This is a genomic window from Clostridium saccharoperbutylacetonicum N1-4(HMT), assembly GCF_000340885.1.
GTDB lineage: Bacteria > Bacillota > Clostridia > Clostridiales > Clostridiaceae > Clostridium > Clostridium saccharoperbutylacetonicum.
This window is the reverse complement of the sequence record NC_020291.1, coordinates 25,961-50,814: the sequence shown is the minus strand read 5'-3', so window position 1 is coordinate 50,814 and position 24,854 is coordinate 25,961. Positions and strand designations below refer to the sequence as shown.

General features: G+C 27.4%; 25 protein-coding genes and 1 tRNA gene. 5 read left to right on the top strand and 21 right to left on the bottom strand.

Features of this window, described 5'->3' with window-relative positions; all coding sequences use genetic code 11:
• Positions 1-2 precede the first annotated feature (2 nt).
• The 4 genes from CSPA_RS00235 to murI all read right to left on the bottom strand — a co-directional run bounded on the left by CSPA_RS00235 (position 3) and on the right by murI (position 2,505).
• Positions 3-668: a helix-turn-helix domain-containing protein gene (locus tag CSPA_RS00235; RefSeq protein ID WP_015390219.1), complete on the bottom strand. Its 666-nt coding sequence runs from the start codon at positions 666-668 to the stop codon at positions 3-5.
• Between the two features lies 1 nt (position 669).
• Positions 670-1,041: a DUF3783 domain-containing protein gene (locus CSPA_RS00230; protein ID WP_015390218.1), complete on the bottom strand. Its 372-nt coding sequence runs from the start codon at positions 1,039-1,041 to the stop codon at positions 670-672.
• A 57-nt stretch (positions 1,042-1,098) separates the two neighbouring features.
• A complete protein-coding gene (locus tag CSPA_RS00225) occupies positions 1,099-1,623 on the bottom strand; it encodes a peptidylprolyl isomerase (RefSeq protein ID WP_015390217.1) in 525 nt (174 codons plus the stop codon).
• Positions 1,624-1,728: 105 nt separating this feature from the next.
• Positions 1,729-2,505 (bottom strand): glutamate racemase, encoded by a 777-nt coding sequence (murI, locus tag CSPA_RS00220; protein ID WP_015390216.1) that lies wholly within the window; start codon positions 2,503-2,505, stop codon positions 1,729-1,731.
• A gap of 343 nt (positions 2,506-2,848) precedes the next feature.
• On the opposite strand from murI, the gene CSPA_RS00215 reads away from it, so the two are divergent.
• Positions 2,849-3,958 (top strand): HD-GYP domain-containing protein, encoded by a 1,110-nt coding sequence (locus CSPA_RS00215; RefSeq protein WP_015390215.1) that lies wholly within the window; start codon positions 2,849-2,851, stop codon positions 3,956-3,958.
• Positions 3,959-4,076: 118 nt separating this feature from the next.
• On the opposite strand, the gene CSPA_RS00210 is transcribed toward CSPA_RS00215, so the two are convergent.
• The 7 genes from CSPA_RS00210 to trhA all read right to left on the bottom strand — a co-directional run bounded on the left by CSPA_RS00210 (position 4,077) and on the right by trhA (position 13,429).
• On the bottom strand, positions 4,077-4,328 hold the full coding sequence (locus CSPA_RS00210; RefSeq protein WP_015390214.1) for a hypothetical protein: 252 nt from the start codon (positions 4,326-4,328) through the stop codon (positions 4,077-4,079).
• Between the two features lie 342 nt (positions 4,329-4,670).
• Positions 4,671-7,880 (bottom strand): carbamoyl-phosphate synthase large subunit, encoded by a 3,210-nt coding sequence (gene carB, locus CSPA_RS00205; RefSeq protein ID WP_015390213.1) that lies wholly within the window; start codon positions 7,878-7,880, stop codon positions 4,671-4,673.
• A gap of 12 nt (positions 7,881-7,892) precedes the next feature.
• Positions 7,893-8,942, bottom strand: coding sequence for a glutamine-hydrolyzing carbamoyl-phosphate synthase small subunit (gene carA / locus CSPA_RS00200; protein WP_015390212.1), 1,050 nt, complete (start codon positions 8,940-8,942; stop codon positions 7,893-7,895).
• 815 nt (positions 8,943-9,757) lie between these two features.
• Positions 9,758-10,117, bottom strand: a complete 360-nt coding sequence (gene mgsA / locus CSPA_RS00195) for a methylglyoxal synthase (protein WP_015390211.1) — start codon at positions 10,115-10,117, stop codon at positions 9,758-9,760.
• 432 nt (positions 10,118-10,549) lie between these two features.
• Complete coding sequence (locus CSPA_RS00190; protein WP_015390210.1) at positions 10,550-11,794, bottom strand: glutamate-5-semialdehyde dehydrogenase; 1,245 nt, start codon at positions 11,792-11,794, stop codon at positions 10,550-10,552.
• Between the two features lie 16 nt (positions 11,795-11,810).
• Positions 11,811-12,626: a glutamate 5-kinase gene (gene proB, locus CSPA_RS00185; protein ID WP_015390209.1), complete on the bottom strand. Its 816-nt coding sequence runs from the start codon at positions 12,624-12,626 to the stop codon at positions 11,811-11,813.
• Between the two features lie 155 nt (positions 12,627-12,781).
• A complete protein-coding gene (trhA, locus tag CSPA_RS00180; RefSeq protein WP_015390208.1) occupies positions 12,782-13,429 on the bottom strand; it encodes a PAQR family membrane homeostasis protein TrhA in 648 nt (215 codons plus the stop codon).
• 206 nt (positions 13,430-13,635) lie between these two features.
• On the opposite strand from trhA, the gene CSPA_RS00175 reads away from it, so the two are divergent.
• Positions 13,636-14,229, top strand: coding sequence for a DUF1836 domain-containing protein (locus CSPA_RS00175; protein WP_015390207.1), 594 nt, complete (start codon positions 13,636-13,638; stop codon positions 14,227-14,229).
• 131 nt (positions 14,230-14,360) lie between these two features.
• Complete coding sequence (locus CSPA_RS00170) at positions 14,361-15,956, top strand: ABC-F family ATP-binding cassette domain-containing protein (RefSeq protein ID WP_015390206.1); 1,596 nt, start codon at positions 14,361-14,363, stop codon at positions 15,954-15,956.
• Positions 15,957-16,062: 106 nt separating this feature from the next.
• On the opposite strand, the gene CSPA_RS00165 is transcribed toward CSPA_RS00170, so the two are convergent.
• Complete coding sequence (locus tag CSPA_RS00165; RefSeq protein ID WP_015390205.1) at positions 16,063-16,638, bottom strand: TetR/AcrR family transcriptional regulator; 576 nt, start codon at positions 16,636-16,638, stop codon at positions 16,063-16,065.
• Positions 16,639-17,075: 437 nt separating this feature from the next.
• On the opposite strand from CSPA_RS00165, the gene CSPA_RS00160 reads away from it, so the two are divergent.
• Complete coding sequence (locus CSPA_RS00160; protein ID WP_017810882.1) at positions 17,076-17,966, top strand: phosphatidylserine decarboxylase; 891 nt, start codon at positions 17,076-17,078, stop codon at positions 17,964-17,966.
• 22 nt (positions 17,967-17,988) lie between these two features.
• On the opposite strand, the gene CSPA_RS00155 is transcribed toward CSPA_RS00160, so the two are convergent.
• From CSPA_RS00155 to CSPA_RS00125, 9 genes are all read right to left on the bottom strand, one after another.
• Positions 17,989-18,189 (bottom strand): hypothetical protein, encoded by a 201-nt coding sequence (locus CSPA_RS00155; RefSeq protein WP_015390203.1) that lies wholly within the window; start codon positions 18,187-18,189, stop codon positions 17,989-17,991.
• A gap of 24 nt (positions 18,190-18,213) precedes the next feature.
• On the bottom strand, positions 18,214-18,378 hold the full coding sequence (locus CSPA_RS00150; RefSeq protein WP_015390202.1) for an aspartyl-phosphate phosphatase Spo0E family protein: 165 nt from the start codon (positions 18,376-18,378) through the stop codon (positions 18,214-18,216).
• A 136-nt stretch (positions 18,379-18,514) separates the two neighbouring features.
• Positions 18,515-18,673: a hypothetical protein gene (locus CSPA_RS29920; protein WP_017810883.1), complete on the bottom strand. Its 159-nt coding sequence runs from the start codon at positions 18,671-18,673 to the stop codon at positions 18,515-18,517.
• 51 nt (positions 18,674-18,724) lie between these two features.
• Entirely contained in the window at positions 18,725-18,904 is a 180-nt protein-coding gene (locus CSPA_RS00145) for an aspartyl-phosphate phosphatase Spo0E family protein (RefSeq protein WP_015390201.1), read from the bottom strand.
• A 536-nt stretch (positions 18,905-19,440) separates the two neighbouring features.
• Complete coding sequence (locus tag CSPA_RS29910) at positions 19,441-19,590, bottom strand: hypothetical protein (RefSeq protein ID WP_015390200.1); 150 nt, start codon at positions 19,588-19,590, stop codon at positions 19,441-19,443.
• Positions 19,591-19,657: 67 nt separating this feature from the next.
• Positions 19,658-20,977, bottom strand: a complete 1,320-nt coding sequence (locus CSPA_RS00140) for a tetratricopeptide repeat protein (RefSeq protein WP_015390199.1) — start codon at positions 20,975-20,977, stop codon at positions 19,658-19,660.
• A gap of 724 nt (positions 20,978-21,701) precedes the next feature.
• Positions 21,702-21,776 (bottom strand) — tRNA-Arg (locus CSPA_RS00135).
• A gap of 130 nt (positions 21,777-21,906) precedes the next feature.
• The gene (locus CSPA_RS00130; protein ID WP_015390198.1) at positions 21,907-22,812 is read right to left on the bottom strand and encodes a sensor histidine kinase; all 906 of its coding nucleotides are present in this window, start codon (positions 22,810-22,812) and stop codon (positions 21,907-21,909) included.
• Between the two features lie 135 nt (positions 22,813-22,947).
• Positions 22,948-23,430: a DUF1189 family protein gene (locus tag CSPA_RS00125; RefSeq protein WP_015390197.1), complete on the bottom strand. Its 483-nt coding sequence runs from the start codon at positions 23,428-23,430 to the stop codon at positions 22,948-22,950.
• A 175-nt stretch (positions 23,431-23,605) separates the two neighbouring features.
• Here CSPA_RS00125 and CSPA_RS00120 point away from each other — a divergent pair, with 175 nt between their 5' ends.
• The gene (locus tag CSPA_RS00120) at positions 23,606-24,787 is read left to right on the top strand and encodes a L,D-transpeptidase (protein WP_042314484.1); all 1,182 of its coding nucleotides are present in this window, start codon (positions 23,606-23,608) and stop codon (positions 24,785-24,787) included.
• Positions 24,788-24,854: the final 67 nt, after the last annotated feature.

The window sequence follows — 24,854 nt, the reverse complement described above, 5'->3', positions numbered from 1 at the left end:
CGTTATAGCGTAATTTCAACTTTTTCAAGTTTAGCAATTACCTCTATTTCTTTTAATTCCATAGTTTCAGTAAGTAAATTTCCTGCATTACTTACCAAAAGTACTTTTGAATTTCCTAAAACTTTTACTTGTCTTATTTTTCTTTGTCCTTTATAGTCAATTAAAAAGAATCCATTATTGCTTACTTCTTTTATGCTATGAGCAAAAGCAATATCTCCCTTTAACATTCTAAATCCATTCATTTCATCATCTTCTATTTCAAGATAAAATACTTTATCTTGTGGATAGCCATCAATTTTATTAGAATGAACTGGCATTTCTTTAGTCCCTTTTTTATTTGATAAAGAATAGTTATATATCGGTACACTTCTAAGTACAGATGAAAATGCATCAGTCCAAAGTTCTGAGTTTTCATTTTTCTTTGGAATTTCTTTAAAAGTTTTCTTTTCCTCCATAAGAATTTCATCTGTTACAACCATACTTATATCATTCAAATCAGCCTTTAAGACTTTTGCAGCTTTATCTATTAATCCCTCTGAAGCAACTTTTCTTCCAATTTCAACTTCATTCAAAAATTTTTCTGCTACACCTAGCTTCTTAGCTAAAGCTTTAACTGTCATACCACTTTTTTCTCTAGCTTGCTTAATATTTTCTCCTACACGACTCACTTTACTTTCTCCCCTTTTGCTGTGTATGATACCATTCTCTTTCCTCAATTAAATGTTCGAGTAAATACTTAAATGTCCATTTATTATTTTGAGGTGTAGATACTGCTAATACACCACCTTGTAAAAATCCTCTAATATATCTAATGGTATATTTCAATTGTTCATCTTTAAATCCATTGAAAATTAGTGCCTTTTCACTTAATGGCAATTCATCATAAGAATTTTCATCTAACTTTTCATTAACAATACTTTCTAAGGTCATTGAAGTCATATTATTTTTTATTTCTATTACCTTTATATTTTGGCTTTCGATCTTACTAATTTCTTCTTCACTTAATCCATACGCTAACACACATTTCTTACTTTTAGCCATTTCAAGCACCCCATTTCTTTAACTTATCCAAAAGCTCAATGATTAATAATATATTTTTTATTCTTCAATTATTTCTGGCTCTTCTAAATTCTCACCTTGCATATCTACTGTAATACTCTTTATAACTTGATCTTCATAAGGTCTATCTGACATATCTGTCTTTTGAGCCACAATCTTATCAGCAACTTCCATTCCTTCAATAACCTTACCAAATGATGCATATTGTCCATCTAAGTGTGGTGCATCTGCTACCATTATAAAGAATTGACTTCCTGCTGAATCTGGATGCATAGCTCTAGCCATTGATAATACTCCTTTTGAATGCTTTAGAGTATTTTTAAATCCATTAGATGTAAATTCTCCTTTTATAGAATATCCTGGACCTCCCACTCCACTGCCTTCTGGACATCCACCTTGAATCATAAAACCTGGAATTACTCTGTGGAATATTAATCCATCATAAAAACCTCTATTAATTAAATCTACAAAATTTCTCACTGTATTTGGAGCTATTTCAGGGTATAATTCTGCTTTAATTACTCCACCATTTTCCATAGTCATTGTAATAATTGGATTTTTCATTCTTTTAATTTCTCCTCTCAATATACATGTTAATAAATATTATTATCTAAAATATAAATTTAAATTCATGCACACTTTATGTATTACATATGAATAAATTTATATTTATAAATTAATTAGATTATAACAGAAATCTATAATTTTATTATCATTTAAAGAATTATAAATTACTATTTTTCCTTTTTCCTTTGAATCGTTAACTAAATCCTTCTCCTTTAACTTTCGTTTTAGTTCTTTTGCTGTCCCTTCACCACCATCAATAAGTGGTATATCACTTCCAACAACATTAGATAATGCATTCTTTACAAATGGATAATGTGTACATCCTAAAACAACTGAATTTATATCATTTGCTAAATATTCCTTAAATTTTTGTTTTAAGTAAGTTTCTAATTCTTCACCTTCTAATACCCCTTGTTCAATGAATTCTACTAATCCAGCGCAAGGTAATGATATTATATCGGCCTCATTCCTATATTTTTCCATTAAGGCTTTAAACTTTTTTTCTTTTAACGTCATAGGAGTTGCCATTATTATAACATTTCCTTTTCTATTTAGCTTTACGGCCGGTTTTAAAGCTGGTTCTATTCCTATTATCGGAATAATGCTACTATATTTATCTCTAATATCCTCAATTGCAGCACTAGTTGCTGTATTACACGCTATTACAATTGCCTTAACATTTTTATCTAATAAAAAATCTACTGCATTTAAAGTAAGTTTTTTAACTTCTTCCAATTCTTTAGTTCCATATGGAGCATTTTTTGAATCTCCAAAATATACAAAATTTTCGTTTGGCATTATAGAAATTGCTTCCTTCATTACACTCAAACCACCCACCCCTGAATCAAAAAATCCAATAGGTTTATCTTTATTATCCAAAACTATCCTCACTCCATTTTTCAAATTTACTAAATAAATTAATATAACATTATTTATCTAGTAAATATTTTATTACTTTATTTATCTGCTGTCTACCAATTCAAATAATGATGAATTATAACAAGTTATATAAAAATTTCTTCATCAGCATTAATATTTGAATGCTGTTTAAATTACAAAAGCAATTTATATAATACAATAAAAATATGTGTTTTTTGTATTATTGTTTATTTTTATGTTATAAAAGATTATAATTTTAGCATTATTTTCATATGAGTAGTATAATCTTACATAAAATTTGTGATATAATAATTATTATTCTATAATGGAGGTTCGTGAAATTATGAGGTTAGTTCCTATAGAGTGTATCAAGGAGAATTCAATTTTAGGTAAAAGTATTTATACATCTAATGGTAGATGTCTACTAAAATCTGGACTGCCATTAACTATTGATACATTAAAAAAAATTAAGGAACATAAAATATTTTCTCTCTATATAATTGATGATTATAGCACTGCTGTTATTGAAGATATTATAAAGCCAGAGCTAAGAAATAAATCAATTTCCATAATTAAAGAAACTTTTTCTCATATAGAAAGAATTTCCTCATCCCATGACTTCAAAAAAAGAAATATTAATCAATATTCTAAACAAGAAAAAAAATATTTTAAATCTATCAATAAAATTGCTGAAGAATTAGTAGAAAATATATTATCAAACAAGAATGTGTTATTATCTTTAGTTGATATTAAAAATATGGATGATTACACTTATGCTCATTCTGTTAATGTTGCTGTAATATCAGTTATACTTGGTATTAGTTTAAATTTATCTAGACAAAATTTAAATTACCTTTGTATTGGAGCATTACTTCATGATATAGGGAAATCTTTTATTCCAAGTGAAGTTCTTCAAAAACCAGATAAATTAACTCTAGAAGAATTTGAGCTAATAAAAAAGCATCCACGAAATGGTTATAACTTTTTAAATAAAATTTATAGTTTAAGTTCACATATTAAATTGATAGTTTTACAACATCATGAGAGGTTTGATGGATTGGGCTATCCATCAAACCTTTCTAATGAAAGTATTAGTTATCTAGCTAGAATTGTTAGTATTTCTGATATTTATGATGCACTAACTTCTGATCGACCTTATAAAAGAGCTATGTGTCCAAATGATTCATTAGAATATTTAATGTCTAATTCTGGTACATTATTTGATCCTAATATACTTGATGTATTTTGTAAGATCATTATTCCTTTTCCTCAAGGAACAATAGTAAGCCTTAGTAATGGCGATATAGGAGTAGTTGAGGAAACAATACCCAATTTCCCATTAAGGCCAATAGTAAAGATATTACAAAGTGAGACACCAAACAAAGTTGGTTCAAAGCTTAATTTAATAGATACTCTTTCAGTAGTTATATCAAATGTAAAATACGAAATATAAAAAAAGTTGATAAAATATATTTATCAGCTTTTTTTATATTATATATGTAATATATTTTTTCTTTGATTAACCTTCAAATATTAGGCTATCAATAAATATGTATTTGGGATTTTACAATTTATTGTACTAGCTTTAACTTATCCTTATCTTTCTTATATAAAAATGGATTTAAATTTGCTAGTTCTTCAGCTTCTTCAAAACTTCTAGCTCTAAATACTAATGTCCATCCATTTTTATCATATTTTCCTGCACACATTATATATTTTTTTTCTTCATTAACATAATGTCCCTGTCTATCTATTATCAAGCTTTTAATACTGTCAATATTTTTACAATTTAATTTAACAAAAAAACTTCCTGTATCCTTCATAATATACATCTCCTTAGCAAACGTATGTTCATTAATTACATTATACGGAACAGATGTTTGCTTGTCAATATAATCTATTATAATTTTGTAAAATGGCTAAAATGAAAAGTTAAATTCAACATTTAATAGTTAATTCTTGTAAATAGAGTTCAGTTCTGCATGTATTTATTATAAAAACTAGCCTTAAATGAAAACCCAAGTACCATTTTATTGATATAAGTTTAATTTAATCCTACATAACTCTAGAATTTAGTTTAAAAACTAGTTGATTGTTAATCAAAGAAAGATTATAAGGCCACTGAAAACTTAACTATTTCTCAGCAACCTTATAAAATAATTTTTCTATTCAGCTATATTAAATACTTCCAAATCATTTTTTTCATCAAATTTTTCAAGTTCTACATCAGCAATTGCTCTTAATGTATCTAAGGCAGTAATTACACCTAAGTTTCTTTCAACAGCTGCTCTTCTTATTAAGAACCCATCTCTATTTGAGTCATTTCCTTTGGTTGGTGTATTTACAACTAGATCAACTTCTCTATTCTTAACTACATCCAAGATATTTGGTTCTTCTTCATTAATCTTTCTAATTTCTTCTACCTCTATGCCTGCTTCTCTCAATAATGCACAAGTACCTGTAGTTGCTACAAATTTATATCCAACAGCTGCAAGATCTTTTGCTATAGGTAAGAATTCTGGTTTATCATGTTTGTTTATTGTTGCCAGTATTTTTCCCTTTTCCTTTGATGGATACATATATGCTCCAACAAATCCCTTGTATAAAGCTTCTTTTATATTTCTACCTACGCCTAAAACCTCTCCTGTAGATCTCATTTCAGGTCCTAAGCTTACTTCAACATTAGGTAATTTTTGAGTTGAGAATACTGGAACTTTAACTGAAACCAATTTTGGTTCTTTATATACGTCTATTCCATAACCTAAATCTTTTAATTTAGCGCCAAGCATTACTTGGGTAGCTAAATCTACAATTGGAACTCCACTTACCTTACTTATATAAGGAACCGTTCTTGAGGCTCTTGGATTAACTTCAATTACATATAATTTCCCTTCAAATTCTATGAATTGAATGTTTATCATGCCTTTTATGCCAATTCCTAACGCTAATTTTTTAGTATACTCTAATACATCAGCTTTTATCTTGTCAGATATATTTTGACTTGGATACATAGTAACACTGTCTCCAGAGTGAACTCCTGCTCTCTCTAAATGTTCCATGATACCTGGTATTAATATATTTTCTCCATCTGAAATCGCATCAACTTCAATTTCTCTTCCCATTAAGTATTTATCTATAAGAATTGGGTTTTTCTTATCTTTTGCAAATGCATTTTCTAAATAGTATGTTAATTCTTCTTCATCATGAGTTATTTCCATTCCTTGACCACCAATTACATATGAAGGTCTAACAAGTACTGGGAATCCCAATCTGCCTGCTTCTTCTAAACCTTCTTCTAGTGACCATATACCTTTACCTTTTGGTCTTGCTATTCCTAGTTTTTCTAGTAATTCATCAAACTTTTCTCTATCCTCAGCCATATCTATTTGATCTGCAGTAGTTCCTAGAGTAACAATGTTTTGTTCTTTTAAGAAATTAGCAAGCTTTATAGCTGTTTGACCACCAAATTGAAGTATTACTCCATCTGGCTTTTCTTTTTCTATTATATTTAAAACATCTTCTTCAGTTAATGGTTCAAAGTATAACTTATCTGATACATCAAAGTCAGTACTTACTGTTTCTGGATTATTATTTACTATTATAGTTTCAACTCCAAGCTTCTTTAACGCTTTTACACAATGTACTGAAGCATAGTCAAATTCTATACCTTGCCCTATTCTTATTGGACCTGACCCTATAACTATTACCTTCTTATTATTTGATACTTCTACTTCATCATATTGTTCATAAGTTGAGTAGTAATATGGTGATAATGCTTCAAATTCACCACCACAAGTATCAACCATTTTGTATGAAGGTTTTATATTCCATATATCTCTAAGTCTATATACATCATCAGGACTAACTTTTAACATATCAGCTATAGCCTTGTCTGAAAAGCCTTTCTTCTTTAAGTGGTATAACCATTCTTTATCTAAATCTTCTATTTTACTCAATTTCAACCTTTGCTCTTCTTCAACAATCCATTTAATTTTTTCTAAGAAGAACATATCAATTCCAGTGATTTTATTTATTTTTTCTATTCTATAGTCTCTTCTTAACATCTCTGCTAATGCAAAAATTCTTTCATCATCTGGAGCCATTACTCTTTCTTTAAGCTCAGACATGCTTAATTCTTTGAACTTCTTATGATCTAAAGAGAATTTCCCTATTTCTAAACTTCTTATTCCCTTTAAGAACGCTTGCTCAAAATTAGCACCGATTGCCATTATCTCACCAGTTGCCATCATCTTTGTTCCAAGTTCTCTATCAGCACCAAAGAATTTATCGAAAGGCCATTTTGGTATTTTTACTACAACATAATCAAGTGTTGGTTCAAAACATGCATATGTCTTTTGCGTAACAGCATTTTTTATTTCATCTAATCCATATCCAAGAGCTATTTTAGCAGCAAGTTTTGCAATTGGATATCCTGTTGCTTTTGATGCTAAAGCTGAACTTCTAGAAACTCTAGGGTTTATTTCTATAACTGCATATTCAAAACTATTTGGATTTAATGAAAACTGTACATTACATCCACCTTCGATTCCAACTGCATTTATTATATTTATTGATGCTGTTCTAAGCATTTGATATTCTTTATCTGAAAGAGTTTGTGAAGGAGCAACAACTATACTGTCTCCAGTATGTATTCCAACTGGATCTATATTTTCCATATTACATACGGTAATACAATTTCCATAAGAGTCCCTCATTACTTCGTACTCTACTTCTTTCCAACCCTTAACACTCTTTTCAAGTAAAACTTGACCTATTGTACTTAATTGAAGACCTAATCTTAATATGGTTTCAAGTTGTTCTTCATCATTAGCGATACCCCCACCTGATCCTCCTAATGTATAAGCCGGTCTTACTATAACTGGATATCCAATTTTGCTAGCAAAATCTAATCCAGATTTTAAATCAGTTACAATTTCACTCTTTATAACAGGCTCTCCAATTCTATTCATCATATCTCTGAATAGTTCTCTATCTTCACCCTCTTTTATAGATGCAATAGATGTTCCTATTACTTTCACATTGTATTTATCTAATATACCAGAATCATGCAATTCCACAGCAAGGTTAAGTCCTGTTTGACCACCCATTCCTGCAAGTAAGCTATCTGGTCTTTCCTTAGCTATAACTTTTTCAACAAATTCTAATGTTAATGGTTCTAAATAAACCTTATCTGCAACTTCTTTATCTGTCATGATTGTAGCTGGATTTGAATTCACAAGTACAACTTCTATACCTTCTGATTTTAATGCTTCACAAGCTTGAGTTCCTGAGTAATCAAACTCAGCCGCTTGACCTATGACTATAGGACCTGATCCTATAACTAAAACTTTTTTTATATCTTTATTTAATGGCATTCTCTTAACCTCCTAAAGTGCATATTCTAAGAATCTATCAAATATATATTCACTGTCTTTTGGCCCTGCTGACGCTTCTGGGTGAAATTGAACTGAATATATTGGTAAAGTCTTATGCTTCATACCTTCTACTGTTCCATCATTAATATTTACATGAGTAATTTCCATATCATCTGGCAATTTTTCTACTACATAACCGTGATTTTGAGAAGTTATATGCACAAGATTAGCTTCTAAATCTTTAACTGGATGATTGCATCCTCTGTGTCCGAACTTTAACTTAGCAGTTTTACCACCTAACGCTAATCCTAATAATTGATGTCCTAAGCAAATACCTGTAATTGGCTTCTTTCCAACTAATTTCTTTATATTTTCAATAGCAAAATCTAAATCTTCTGGATCTCCAGGTCCATTAGATAAAAATACTAAATCAGGATTAACATTTAATACTTCTTCAGCTGTAGCCGTTGCTGGAAATACCGTTAATTTACAGCCTCTTTTTTTAAAGTTTCTTATTATATTTGTTTTTATTCCAAAATCCATAATTGCAACATGTTTTCCATTTCCATCAACTGTATAGGATTTGCTTGTTGTAACAGTCTTCACAGCTTCCTTTGTAGAAAAACCTACAATTTTTTCTTTTATATATTCATCTTCTAAATCTTCAAGAGCAATAATGCCTCTCATCGTTCCACTATTTCTTAAAACCTTAGTAAGTGCTCTTGTGTCTATTCCTTCGAGTCCAATAACTTTCCCTTGTTTTAAAAAGTCATCAAGTTCTAATTCACATCTAAAATTACTTGGCATACTACATTTTTCTCTTACAATAAACCCTCTAACCTTAACTGAATCTGATTCCATATCTTCAAGGTTAATTCCGTAGTTACCTATTAAAGGGTAAGTCATAGTTACTATTTGTCCGTAATAAGATGGATCTGTAAGTACTTCTTGATAACCTGTCATACCCGTTGTAAATACTACTTCTCCAACGCTTTCTTTTAGATATCCAAAAGCTTTACCTTCAAAAACCATACCATTTTCTAATATAAGCTTTGCCTTCATGCTCAAGCCTCCTACAAATATATTTTTGCTAAAACTACACCTTATAAATTTTGTTTACATAAAAACAAAAGGATAATAAAGAGCATACAGTAAAACTGCCTCTTCACTATCCTGTGATATACCTTACAAATATTTGAATTCAAAAAATAAGCTATGAATTTTACATGCTTTCAAATATCATAGTCATGTTCCCTTTTTGGCCTCACAGGACCAAGTTAAAGTGCATCTTAACTTTTAAATTTTCTCTTTTTATCTATTCTAGTTTATAGCTTATACTATGTCAAGATAATTTAAGGATAGTTTTTATTTATAATTATTTTACTTTTCAATACTAATAAAATATTTTTTCTGATACTAATCTTATCACAAAAACCACAAATATATAAAGCATAAAAATTCATTTATATTGAATTTTTATTCATATATTATATTACTAAATATACTAAAATCATATTTTCTTAACATTCGCATATATAGTATTATATTTATAAAATACTGTTATTTAGATATAAATATAGTATAACTCCATAACTTAAATATATTTATATTATTATTTATTCTAAGTCAATCGTTATAATTATAAATATACAAACATTTAACATTGCATCCATTGTAATTTGTTTAAATTTGTAGTATTATATAAATAAGAAAATATTCAGAAAATTCAAGCAGTTACAGTTATAATGAACTGACTTTTCCTGAATATTAATAAGTTTACTTTAAAAAAATGCACTTATCATATGTATTGATAAGTGCATTTTTTATAAGATTTATTTCACTATTATTTTAACTTTTTCAATAAGATTGTCCATTTTTTAAAATTCTTTGATCACTAATTCAGCAGTTTTTACATTAGTAACAACTGCAACATTATGTACATTACACACTCTAAGCAATGCATTTACATCTGGTTCATGTGGTTGTGCAGTTAAAGGATCTGTAAAAAATATTACTAAATCTATTTTCCCTTCTGCAATACGTCCCCCCAACTGTTGATCTCCTCCATATGGTCCAGATAAGTATCTTTTAACTTCTAATCCAGTTGCTTCTGATATCTTTTTTCCTGTTGTTCCAGTTGCAACCAAGTCATACTTAGCTAGTGTATCTTTATATTTTTTTGCAAATTCAATTATATCCTCTTTCTTTTTGTCATGAGCTATTAAAGCAATTTTCATAATTACAACTCCTTTTAGTGTTTCAAATACGTTTTCATAAAAAAATTATACTATAAATTTCTGCAATAAAAAAGCTTATTGCACTTTATTTCAAAATCTCACTCAATTTTATGTTCCGAATTACAGCTTCTTCATAAATTTCGGAACATTGAATAAATCAAATTTACATATAAATAGAAGATAAGGAAATTTCCTTATCTTTATAGTTTTCCTTAATATATCTATAGCAATTTTGAGTATTTCCGAGGAAATACTCAAAATTGCTATATTTATTTAATCATAGCTCATTAAATTTATTAATATTACAGTTCATTTATATATACAGCCTCTAGTTTATTTTTAAAGCTAAAAATATATTACTAAAAATGATTCTATGAAGTTTAAATATAATAATATAAGAGATATAGAAATATCTCCCATATTATTTATTTGTTATCTTATTTGTCCATTTCCATAGATAATATATTTTATTGTTGTTAATTCTTTAAGACCCATTGGACCTCTCGCATGTAACTTTTGAGTACTTATACCTATTTCAGCTCCAAAACCAAATTCAGAGCCATCTGTAAATCTTGTTGATGCATTTACGTATACAGCTGCTGCATCTACCTTCTGTAAGAATTTTTGAGAATTCTTATAACTTTCAGTGATAATTGCTTCTGAATGTCCTGTTCCATATTTATTGATATGGTTAATTGCTTCATCTACATCTTTTACTATTTTTACTGCCATTATATAATCTAAATATTCTTTTCCCCAATCCTCTTCATTAGTTTTTTCAAGGTCATCAATTATAGCTTGTGCGGCTTCATCACCTCTAACAGCAACGCCATTTTCTCTAAGCTCCTTAACAACAATTGGTAAAAAAATATTAGCTATTTTTTCATTTACGAGCAACTTTTCTGCTGCATTACAAACTGAAGGCCTTGATGCTTTTGCATTAACTGCAATATTTTTTGCCATTTCAAAATCACAGTCTTCATCTACATATATATGACAATTTCCGGTTCCTGTTTCTATTACTGGAACTGTAGCATTTTTAAGAACTGATTGTATTAATCCCGCTCCTCCTCTTGGAATAAGAACATCTATGAATTCATTTAATTTCATCATTTCAGTAGCAACTTCTCTAGTTGTGTCTTCAACAAGTTGAACACATCCTTTTGGCAATCCGGCTCTCTCAATTCCTTTAACTAAAGCATTAACTACAGCTTTATTAGAATTAATAGCTTCACTACCTCCTCTTAATATAACTGCATTTCCAGTCTTTAAACAAAGTCCAGCTGCATCACAAGTCACATTAGGTCTAGCTTCATAAATTATCCCTATAACGCCTAGTGGAACTCTCTTTTGCCCTATTTGCAAACCATTAGGCCTTTGCCACATTGAAATTACTTCTCCTATTGGATCTTGCAGCTTTACTACATCCTTTAATCCATCTGCCATACTTTCAATTCTTTCATAATTTAATGCTAATCTATCCAACATTGCTTCTGATGTACCTTTTATTCGTGCAGCTTCTAGATCAATTTCATTGGCTTTTACTATATCTTCCTTAGCCTTAATTAATTCCTCAGCCATAAAGATTAATGCAGTATCTTTTTCTTTTGTTGATGAAATACCTAATTCATATGATGCCTCTTTTGCATTTTGCCCCATGCTTACTAATTTACTCATTTCTTAGCCCCCATTTCTATTTCTTTACTGATGATATAAATAAAGTTCCTATTTCCTTACCATCTAAAATCTCTAATAGTATATTTGGTTCACTTCCATTTGCTAAAACCATATCTACTCCTGCTCCAGTTGCTGTTTTAGCTGCTGTCAACTTTGTAATCATTCCGCCAGTTCCTAAATTAGAACCAGCTCCTCCAGCACATTCTTCTAACTCTGGAGTAATTTCAGTTATCTCACTTAATAGTTTTGCATCATCATTATTTCTTGGATCTGAATCATAAAATCCATCAATATCAGATAATATTATTAATAAATCTGCATTAACTAAACAAGCAACTATGGCAGATAAATTATCATTATCTCCAAATCTAACTATGTTTTCAATTTCATCTATAGAAACCGTATCATTTTCATTTACTATTGGAATTATCTTCTTCTCTAATAGTGTTTCAAATGTATTACATACATTCTCTCTAACATGATCATCTTCAACCACATCTCTTGTAAGTAAAACTTGGCCTACTATATGGCTATATTCTCCAAAAAACTTACTATATATATGCATTAACTCACATTGTCCAACCGCAGCTACAGCTTGCTTTTCTCTTATGCTTTCGGGCTTTTCTTTCAATTTCAACTTATTTACACCAACTCCAATTGCACCTGATGTTACAAGTGTAACTTGTTTACCTGAATTAACTATGTCAGATAAAATCCTAGTTAATTTTTCAATTCTACATAAATTAATATTTCCATTATCATAGGTTAAAGTTGATGTTCCTACTTTTACAACTATTCTATTTGCATCCTTTAATTTCTGACGAAAGCCCATTTTTACATCTCCTTAAAGTCTTATTTATTTCTTAAGTTTTATCTTACTATACCTAATATATCTTATCAAGTTAGAAAATAATATATAAAAAGAACTAAGGATATTATTTTTATATCCTTAGTCCTTCTATATTAATGTATTAATACCAAAATTATTTATATTATGTATGAAAATACACAAATAAAGTGGCAAAGTGTTCCAAACATAATGAACACATGAAAAATCTCATGTCTTCCAAATAACCATATTCTTATTTTTTCAGATTTTAATGCATAAATTACTCCACCTATGGTGTACATTAAACCTCCTACTATTAACCACATTAGTCCAAATGTAGGTAATACTTGAGCCATTGGATATATAACAACAATTGCAAACCAACCAATGCCTATATACATAGTGCTACTAAGCCATCTTGGGCAAGTAACCCAGCATAACTTAAATATTATTCCTACAACAGCACACGTTGTTACTGCCATAAATAAATTGAAGCCCATCTTACCACTCAATGCAACTAAACAAAATGGAGCATAAGATCCAGTAATTAATATAAATATCATTGAATGATCTATTCTCTTAAGCATTTTTATTACTTTATCATTAGCTATAACAGAGTGATATGTTGCTGAAGCACTATATAATAAAATCATACTTATGCCAAAAAAGATTACTGATCCTAAAGTTATCGCCGAACTTCCTGAAATATAAGCTTTCACTAACATAGCTATTAAAGCAAATAGTGATAATACTGCACCAACAAAATGAGTTAATCCATTAATAGGTTCTCTTAAATATTTTTCCATGTATATCCCTCCCACTAATTGTCACATAGTTTTTATAACTACTTCTTATTATACTAGAAAATATTTCATATATCTATCAATATTTAAAAATTATTATTGTTAATTATTATTTTACCCATAAATACTTGAATTATATACTTTATTCAATTAATATTGAAAATATAATATATACATAGTTTTGATTACTATGTGAAAGGTGAAATTTTATGAGCGATTTTAGTATTGATAACTATATCAACTCCCAAAAATCATCAAATAATATTAATCTAGATGATTTTCCTGAAATTGATTTGTATATGGATCAAGTAATGCAATTATTTGAGAACAAATTGAGTTATACCAAGCGATATAAAGACGATAAGGTTTTAACAAAGACCATGATTAATAATTATGCAAAAGGTAAGTTATTAATGAAAATTAAAAATAAAAAATATACTAAAAACCATCTTATATTAATGGGCTTAATTTACAACTTAAAAGGTTCTTTATCATTAACAGATATTAAAACAATATTAACACCTATAATCAATTCTTTTGATAAAGAAAATGATTATCCGTTATACGATATATATCAGTCTTTCCTTGATATATATGATTTCAATTTGGATGAACTTAATGTATCATCAAATAAAATTTATGAAAATATAGAAAAATTGGTAGATTCAAAGAACCTTGATCTTGGTGATTTTGAAGAAAAATTTTTATTAATTTGTGCTTATGTCTCTATGAGCAATCTTTATCGACGCATGAGTGAAAAAATAATCGATGATTTTTTTGGCGATCACGATAATTCTAAATAATTAATCTTAATATAACTTTGTAATAATGCAAAATATATTAATTATATGTTATAATAAGCAACATGAGACGAAACTATTTATGCAATAAAAAATTATTACAATAATATAAGAAGAAATGAGGTAGAAATAGATTGATAACTGTATCAAATGTTAGTCTGAGATTTGGCGGACGTAAACTTTTTGAAGATGTCAACCTTAAATTTACTCCTGGTAATTGCTATGGAGTTATTGGTGCTAATGGAGCTGGAAAAAGTACTTTCCTAAAAATATTATCAGGCGAGGTTGAACCTAATACTGGGGAGGTTATAATTCCTCCTAATACAAGAATGTCAGTTTTAAAACAGGATCATTATAAATACGATAATTTTCAAGTTTTAGAAACTGTAATTATGGGTAATGAAAGACTTTACCAAATAATGAAGGAAAAAGATGAAATATATGCAAAACCAGATTTCTCTGATGAAGATGGAATTCGAGCTTCTGAATTAGAAGGTGAATTTGCTGAACTTAATGGTTGGGAGGCAGAATCCGAAGCTTCTTCTGTTTTGCAAGGACTTGGAATAGGAACTGAACTTCATTTTAAAAATGTATCAGAATTAACTGGTGGAGAAAAAATTAAAGTTCTTTTAGCTCAAGCACTTTTTGGTAATCCAGGGATATTGATTCTAGACGAACCTACTAACGGTCTTGACTTAAAGGCTGTTAACTGGTTAGAAGACTTTTTAGGTAACTTTGATGGAACTGTTATAGTCGTATCCCATGATAGACATTTCTTAAATGCAGTTTGTACGCAAATGGCTGATGTTGACTTTGGAAAGATTAAACTTTATGTTGGTAACTATGACTTCTGGTATGAATCAAGTCAATTAGCTCTTCAAATGTCAAAAGATCAAAACAAAAAGAAAGAAGAAAAAATTAAAGAATTACAAGACTTCATCGCAAGATTTAGTGCTAATGCTTCAAAATCAAAGCAAGCTACCTCTCGTAAGAAGTTATTAGATAAAATAACATTAGATGACATTCAACCATCTAGCAGAAAATATCCTTTCGTAGGTTTTAAACCTGAAAGAGAAGTTGGTAATGATATATTAATGGTTACAGACTTATCTAAAACAGTTGACGGAGTTAAGGTTCTAGATAATGTGAGCTTCATGGTTAACAAGGGAGATAAAATAGCTCTTATTGGTAATGAAATAGCTGTAACTACATTATTTAAAATCTTATCTGGAGAAATGGAACCAGACAGTGGTGAATTTAAGTGGGGAATAACTATAACTACAGCTTACTTCCCAGCAGATAATACACAATATTTTGAAGATTGTAACCTTTCTTTAGTAGATTGGCTTAGACAATATTCAGAAGAAAAGTCTGAAAGCTATATAAGAGGTTTCCTAGGCAGAATGTTATTCTCTGGAGAAGAAGCTTTAAAAGAAGCTAATGTATTATCTGGAGGAGAGAAGGTTAGATGTATGCTTTCTAAGATGATGCTTTCTAATGCAAATGTATTGATGTTAGATCAACCAACTAATCATCTTGATCTTGAATCAATAACAGCTGTAAATAATGGATTAAATGACTATAATAGTAACATTTTATTTGCTTCTCATGACCATCAATTTGTTCAAACTATAGCAAATAGAATTATAGATATTAAAAATGATGGCTCTATAGTTGATAGAACTATGACATTCGATGAATATTTAGAATTTACCAATTCTAATAAATAATTATAATTAGAAAAATAACACCTAGCCTTCCTTTATTGGAATGCATTGGGTGTTATTTTTTACAAAATCTACGCTTAATTATACTATATTTATTAAATTCACAAAATTACTTATAATCTATCCCTAGCCCTCTTAATGTAAATCTTATAGTACTTTTAATAATATTTTCTAATTCAATTTTTTCAACATGAATAGATTCATATATCGCCGATGAACACAGTGAACCAAAAAATTGAAATGCTATAAGCTCTGTATCTCCATTTTCAATCAAACCACTTTTCATTGCACTTTTTATATTTATTTCTATTTCACTAATATATTCTTTTATTTTTTTTCGTAACTGATTCTGCCTGTCATCTGCTCCCCATAGCTGACTCATTACAACTTTGAAAAAATCTGTATATCCATATAAGAAAGTTAATTGTATTTCACAAATTCTTATTAATTTTTCTATAGGCCCTATATCCATAACTTGAACTTCAAGAACTTGGCTATTCAATATCTTCAATCCTTCTTCAACAATAAAATTAAATATCACTTCTTTACTTTCAAAATGATAATATAATGTTCCTTTTGCAAGACCTGCATTAATAGCTATATCATCCATTGTAGCTCCTCTGTATCCGGATTCAGAAAATATTTTTATTGCAGATTCAAATATTAATTTTTTAGTTTTGTTCATAAAATTCCTCCGCCTTCGCCTTTAATTATTTACCATTAACATAATAATGTTATTATACCACTTAGTATAATAATAAACTATAATTACAAAAAGCTAATGCTAATATTAATTACCAATATAATATACTTTTGAAATTTACAATATGTATGATAAAATTAGTATTAAAGTATAAAACTGAATTATGCATGTTACACATAATTTATCCAACATATATTTCTAATATATATATTCAAATTACCAGTTAATGGGGAAATCCCTTCAGGATTTCTTGAATTGAAATGTACAATCTTAATTAGAACTTATATATTAAAATTAATAATTACATTAGAAATATATAATAAAAATAAGAAATGGAGGATACTTGTCATAGCTGTAACATTATAAAATTTGCTAGAATTTTAATTTGCATTTTTTATAAAGTTTTGACAATAGTATTTATGATTCAAGTATATAATAGAACAACAAAATCTTATGAAGAAGAACTTATTGCAGGGAAAAAATATATAGAATGGACATATGAATCACCAATTGGAAAAAACTTCACTGAGCTTATCGTAAAAAAGAAATTTTTTTCAAAAATTTATGGCCTTTATTGTGATACTAAGTTAAGTTCAAAAAAGATTCCATCATTTATAGAAAACTTTAATATTGATATGAATATTTCAAAAAAAAATCTTAGTGAATTTAATTCCTTTAATGATTTTTTCACACGAGAATTATATTCTGATGCTAGACCGATAGATAAAGATAATAATGTTTTAATTTCTCCTGGTGATGGGCGAATTACTGCATATGAAAATATTGATCTAGATAATATAGTTCAAGTCAAAGGATTAACATATAGTTTAAAGGAACTTATAAATGATGATAATATTGCTAATAAATATATTGGAGGCACATGCATTATATTAAGATTATGTCCTACAGATTATCATAGATTTCATTTTATAGATTCTGGAATTCCTTTGGAAAATAATTATATTCAAGGTCATTATTACTCTGTAAATCCAATAGCATTAAAAGCTATTCCAAAGCTTTTCTGTGAAAATAAAAGAGAATGGTCATTATTTAAATCTGATAACTTTAAAGATATATTGCACATAGAAGTTGGTGCAACTTGCGTTGGTTCAATTATTCAAACTTATTCACCTAATGTTAAAGTAAATAAAGGTGAAGAAAAGGGATATTTTAAATTTGGAGGATCAACAACAATATTATTCTTTGAAAAAGATAGTATAAATGTAGATACTGATATCTTAGAACAATCTAAACTCGGTTTTGAATGTAAAGTTGTTTTCGGTGAACACATTGGTACAAAAATTATATAAAAAAAGTGACTTAACCTTCAAGTTAAGTCACTTTTTTTATAATTGGCAGAGTGTGATTGAATAAATCTGGATCAACTACAATTCCACCTTGACACAACTTCACATAATCGTCGTTTTCCTCAGATACTTCATACCCAGCACTTTCTATTAATTCAATTTCTTTTTTAAAATCTTCAATTGAAGTATTTTCTATATATATTTCTATTGATTCCTTAATTATCATCTAAGCCCCACCTTTATATAAAAATCAAACTTTTCTTTTCATACTTATGTTTATGTATATATCTAAATTCCTACTAGCAATTATTACCTCATTAGAACTCCGTCCATATATTTCAATAGCCTTGTGTAAATCCGCTCTAGCTTGTTCCATAGCTTGGTTAAACTTAAAAATAGCTTCATTATTTTTCAATTTTGATTCCCTCATTTTCCCACGTATATTATTTCCTTATTTTTCTTAAATGCTTGCTACGAGCTCAATTATATAGATATATTTAATTTTTTACAAATTTAAAAAAGTCCAACAAAATTAACTCTAATTCGTTGGACTATTCTGCTTTAGGCTTATGCCATTCTATTGGTACATTTGCCATACACATACATTCAGAGCTATTATCCTTGAAAATACAATTGCCACAACTGTCCTCATGGATTTCACAATATTTAACTAATAATTTATATATCATTATTGCTAATATATTTTTCATATTTACTACCCCACTTTTGCCACTTCTTTAAATCAAAATTACATTCCATTTTCAAAAATTTTCTTTCATAATCATGTTTATATATGTATCTAAATTTTGACTTGCAATTACCACCTCATTAGAATCCCGACCATATATTTCAATAGCCTTATGTAAATCCGCTCTAGCTTGTTCCATAGCTTGGTTAAACTTAAAAATAGCTTCATCATTTTTCAATTTTAATTTCCTCATTTTCCCTCGTATATTATCTTCTTATTTTTCTTAAATGCTTGCTACGAGGTCAATTATATAGATATATTTAATTTTTTACAAATTTAAAAAAGTCCAACAAAATTAACTCTAATTCGTTGGACTTTTCCCATATTTTATCATTTATTTTTAATATTTTTTTATGCTTTTTATTTCTATTAATATAGGTATTGTGTATATAATTAAATCGTATTATTTTGTTCTACAATAGATATTTGCTCTGTTTTAGTTATATTTGCCTTTGTTTAAGTAAACGTAACCTTAGTTAATAACATTGATGTTATTATTACTTTTTTTTATAGATTTCCATTCTAAAAAAAGGTCAACCAAATCGACAAACATTTCATTTAACATTGTAACATAATGTTAAAATTTGCGATTTTTTTTTAGAATCTGCTTAAATTCATTTTTAATATTTACCCTAAAATGAATTATATTTCCAATTTGTATATTTTAAAAATGAAAAAGATTAAATAAATTTTCTTAAAATTTATTTAATCTTTATGTTTTTATTGCTATTAATGTGGATCTATTGAATTTACACTATACACATTATTTTGAGTTACTTTAGTACTGTTAGTATTTTTATGTGTGGTTTTAGTTGAAGCAAATGCAACATTTGTTAATAACATTGATGTTGCTATTACTGCTAATATAATTTTTTTCATAAACATTCCCCTCCTAAAAAAAGTTAACTAAATTTACAAATCTTTCATTCTATATTGTAACATAATACTAGCTGTTATACGAAAATTTTTTGGTTTGCTTCAACTTTTCTTTTGCTTTACTGTTAAAATATTTACTTTTTTCTTCATTATTTTTATTTCTATAATAATCTCCAATCTCTAAATATATTAAAGAATAATCTATATTTAATTCTTTTGCTTTATCTGCCATTAGCATTAAATTTTCTTTATCTTCTTTTTTTATATAAATAAGCACCAACTCATAAATTACTTTTTCAATCAAGTCTAAGTTCTCAGTATCCTTTTTCTCACATATTTCTAATGACTGTAAAAGATACGTTTCAACATGTTCATTTGAACTTTGAAGCATTTTTGCTACAAAATACAAAATCTCATTAAGATATTCATTGTCTAGATTGTATTTCAAAGATTCCTTGGCATATCTTCCTGCTAATTTATAATCCTTTTCATTAAAATATAATTCTGAAATATTACTGTAAGCCAGAGCTATAAAGTCTTTATAATCATATTTCATGGCAATACTTAGTATTTCCTTATATTCTTTTTCTGCTTCGTCAAAAGATATATGGTAATCCATTAAACAATTTGCATATACCATCTTTACTTTTAATAACATATTATAATCATTAATATCAAATTGCTTTAGTATTTTAAAATATTCTAAAGATCTATCATACTCACCTAACCTTTTATATGTCAACGCTTTATGATAAAATATCATTATTGAAAGTTCATCATTGATTATGCTCTTATTTAACTCTTCCGCATATTCTAATTGTTGTAATGCTCTAACATAGTTCCCAGTAAATATATTATTTCTTGATCTATATATATATAAACTCACTTCCTCGAAACTATTTTGGGAACTGATACTTATCTTTAATCCAATATCACACATTCGCTCGCTTTTAGAATAAATACGCTTATAATAGTAAAAATCAGCAGATAATTTATACAACTCTATTTTATTATTATCTGTAATTTTATAATTTTCGATTAGTTCTTCAGCTTCAGACAACTTTTTGTCAAACAAATCTATTACTTTAATTTCTTTTAATTCCTTCAAAATATTAATGAAAATATAATTTGCTTGCTCATAGTCTTCTATCAATAATTCCTTTGGCGTAATTATTGATAGATTTATTCCTTTCTCTTTTGCAATTCTATTTAAATTTTTAGAAATTTTAGTAGCCAAGTTAATATTTAACTTTTTCTTATCCATTTCAACTTGGCTAATCATATTTTTTGTACATGCGCCTTGTGCAATTTCTGTTTGGGTTGCTCTAAGCATTAGTTGTCTTATCTTCTTTAATCTTTCCCCTTGCGTCAAGATTTCATTATCAAACATTGTTATTTCCCCCTCTTTCTGTTAAAGAGATGTTAAAAAACAAATAATATCCTTACACATTATGTAATTTTCATTCTATTCTATAGACAGGCTTATCGAAACATACTATAATTGCAATTGCTAACATTTGTTTTGTTAGTTCTCTTTCGACTCTGCAATGCTCGAGCTCTAATCAACCATTGCAGAGTTTATTTTTATCCTTTAATAATGATCCTAATTCTATATTACTAAAAATTAACTAAAAGCAAAATGCACTTTCATTCCTTTTTTTAGACGTTTTATTCTATTATTTATGTATATATAACGTAGATATTTAACATATATTCCTATATATAAATATATTATGATAATTTAGATTAATATTCAATAGATTTTAAGTTAATCTTCGTATTATATATTCCTTAAACAAAAATTTAATTATTACCAAAAAATTACAAACAACTAAATAAAACCCCGTAAGTAACACTTAGTTACCTACGGGATTATTCCATTATTTATTGTATATTAGTACTCCCAGCGGGATACCCCTATATGATTTTTCGAATTTATTCAAATACAATCAGATGTCTTAATATAACTATTTTACTACATTTTAAAACATATTTATATATCTTCAATTCCACTTAATTTTAATGTTATATTTATAAAGAGTCCTCTTTTTGTCTCCTTCTGAATATATAAGAATGGCTTAACCCTAGTGGTCAAGCCATTCTTTATTGCAACCTGGCAGAGTGTGAAGGAATCGAACCCTCAATGTACCGTCCGTAGCGGTATGTTATATCCGTTTAACTAACACTCCTTATTAATTTTTAACAACAAACTTATATTATCACAAGCTACCATAATAATCAAGTTTATAATAGGGTTAATATTATAATTTTATAAAAATAACCCTATGCATCATGAATAAACATAAATTATTCTATCTATTATAAATAAATATCAGAAAATTCTAATTCAAATAATTCAACTTTATTTTTAACATTTAAATATTTATTTTTACCAAACTCATCTTCTTTTAATAATTCCATTGGTAATTTAACAATAAATTCAGATCCCTTGTTTTCTTCACTTTTAAGCTCTATTGTTCCATTATGAGCTTTGGTTAAATATCTAACTAAATCTAATCCTATTCCACTGCCAAAATTCTCATTATTTTTATTTCTTGATGATTGAACAAATCTATTAAATATTGTTTTTTGTTCTTCTTTTGAAATTCCAATACCTTCATCTTTTATTGAAATAGTTAACTGATGAATACTCTTCCAAGCATTTATATATATACTTTTTCCTTGTGGCGAAAATTTTATAGCATTAGAAATTAAATTCATTATTATTCTATCTATTGCCTCTGGATCTATTGCCATAACACATTCCTCAACATTTGTATCAAAAACTAAAGATATATCTTTTTGTTTAGCATATTTATCAATAGCCGATATGTTCCATTCAATTAGATTTATTATATCTAAATTTTCCTTCTTAAGATTATAATGCTGCTTTTCCAATTTTGTAGTATCTATAAGATTATTAATAAGCTTTAATATCTTATACGCATTTCTTTTAATAATGTCTATATGCTCTTTGTTTTGCTTAACTTTGTTAACATCCAAACATTCATCTTTATAACACTGCAAAATACTTAAAATAATATTAAGCGGTGATCTTAAATCATGAGAAATATTTAAAATAAAATCCTCTTGAGCCTTTTTAGATTCTGATAAATTAATAACCATATTTACTAATTCATCTTTTGATAATTTAAGCAATTCTCTTTTTTTTAGTAAATTATCTTCTTCCAACTCACAGTTATTCATAATATTAACTTCACCCATTTTTAATCCCCTTCATTTTTTACTTTTTTTACCATAAATCCTATTACATAATATCATATTTTTTTCCAGCTAACAACTATATATTTAATAAAATATATATATTATTTTTTAAAACTTGCATAATAATACAATTTGCTAATTCATATTGCTTATTATTTCATCTTTTATATATTTCAAAATTAATACAACATAAGTCAATGTACCTATTATAAACATAGTATTAAAATCTATATTAGGTTTAATCAATTCTAAAATCATTTGAATTATTAATGGAAGTGTTGCTGCATATATGGTTAATGAAAATAAAGCTATATATTTAACTATCATTTTCATAAATAATGTAAATATTGATGAAACAATAGCTACAATTAGACAATTGAATAATAAATTTAGAAATTTCATTCCAAAGTTATTAATTATGAGTGCTATAAAGGGCATAATTTCAAAAGAACTAGTTCTATATACATTAATTGAATCACTTATTAAAACTGAAATTAAAGTGAGTAACATTGCATAAGAAATTGATCTAAAAATACCTTCTTTTGCATATTTAGAAAAAACCTTTATGTCGTATATAGAAGTTATAAATTTAGTAAAAAAATTAGTATTATAATTCATTTTTTCCTCCAACTCGATATCTTTAGTATTAGTAATTCTTACAAATATATTAACATACATATTTCTTAGTTCAAATGTTAAGGTTTATTATTTACTGTTATTGTCAATATTATAGCTAAAAAGAAAAAACATATTTTTAGAACTTTTAATATGTTTTGCTAATTAAATAGGAGGCATTTTTTTGAATATAAATCTATACAGTAAAAGATATAGCAAAACTTTAATAAAAAGACTTATATATTTTTTAGTGTTTGTCACAATACTTAGTTTTACTTATTTTTATGAATCTTATAAATACAAAAAATTAATTGATAATTTTAAAACAAATTTCGAAGAGTACGAATTTTCAAATGCAAATAATGATCTATTAATTTCCGAAAATTTTAATCCTTTTAAAATATTCTTACTTAAAAAGGATATATCTAATTATTTCTATGGAAGAATCGAGACTTTGTCGGAAGATATTAATAATAAAAAAATTTCTTCTGAAGAAGTCTTAATACAACTTAATGAGATTAAACATTATAATATAATAGATGAGGATAAAATAAACAGTGTTTCAAGTTCTATTGACTTAATTCAAGATTCAATTAATAATTACAAATCTGGTGTAAATTACTTTAATAGTCAACAGTATACAAATGCAATTTCTTCTCTTAAAAAAGTTTCTAGTTTGGATTTAAATTATACTAATTCACTAATATATTTAAAGTATAGTAGGAGCAAACTTAAAGAAACTTTATTTGCTTACTGCGATAACTTAGTTAATAATGACCATTACAGTGATGCTTTATCTAAAATCTCAGATAACAATAAATTTTTAGGTATTGATTCAGATATAGACGCAAAAATTTCAGATATAAAATCAAAACAACAGGAATACTTTGATAAAAATTCAGCTATTGCTGAAGCTTCATCTAGTGCATTGACCAGTGCTATATCTACTGCTAATATTAATACATTAAATATTGAAAGTAATACATCTTATTTTATTAATGTAAATCTATCTAATCAAAAAACATATATCTATAAAGGAAAAACTAACAACTGGAATTTAATAAAAACATTTCCTTGTTCTACAGGAATAAAAGGTGAGGATACACCTTCAGGCTCATTCGCAATTAAAGAAAAAGGTGATTGGTTCTTTTCTGAACGATATTCACAAGGAGGAAAGTATTGGTCTCAAATTACTGGAGACATTTTGTTTCATTCATTTCCATTCGCTAAAGATAAATCTACCATTTTAGATACAACACTTAATAAACCATCTTCTCATGGCTGTATAAGATTATCAATAGATGACGCTAAATGGGTTTATACTAATATTCCTAAAGGAAGTAAAGTAATAATAAAGTAGATAATAAGGGTTCTACAAAATAATTATAGAACCTTTATTCCATTTATAAAAAATTATTAATAACCTA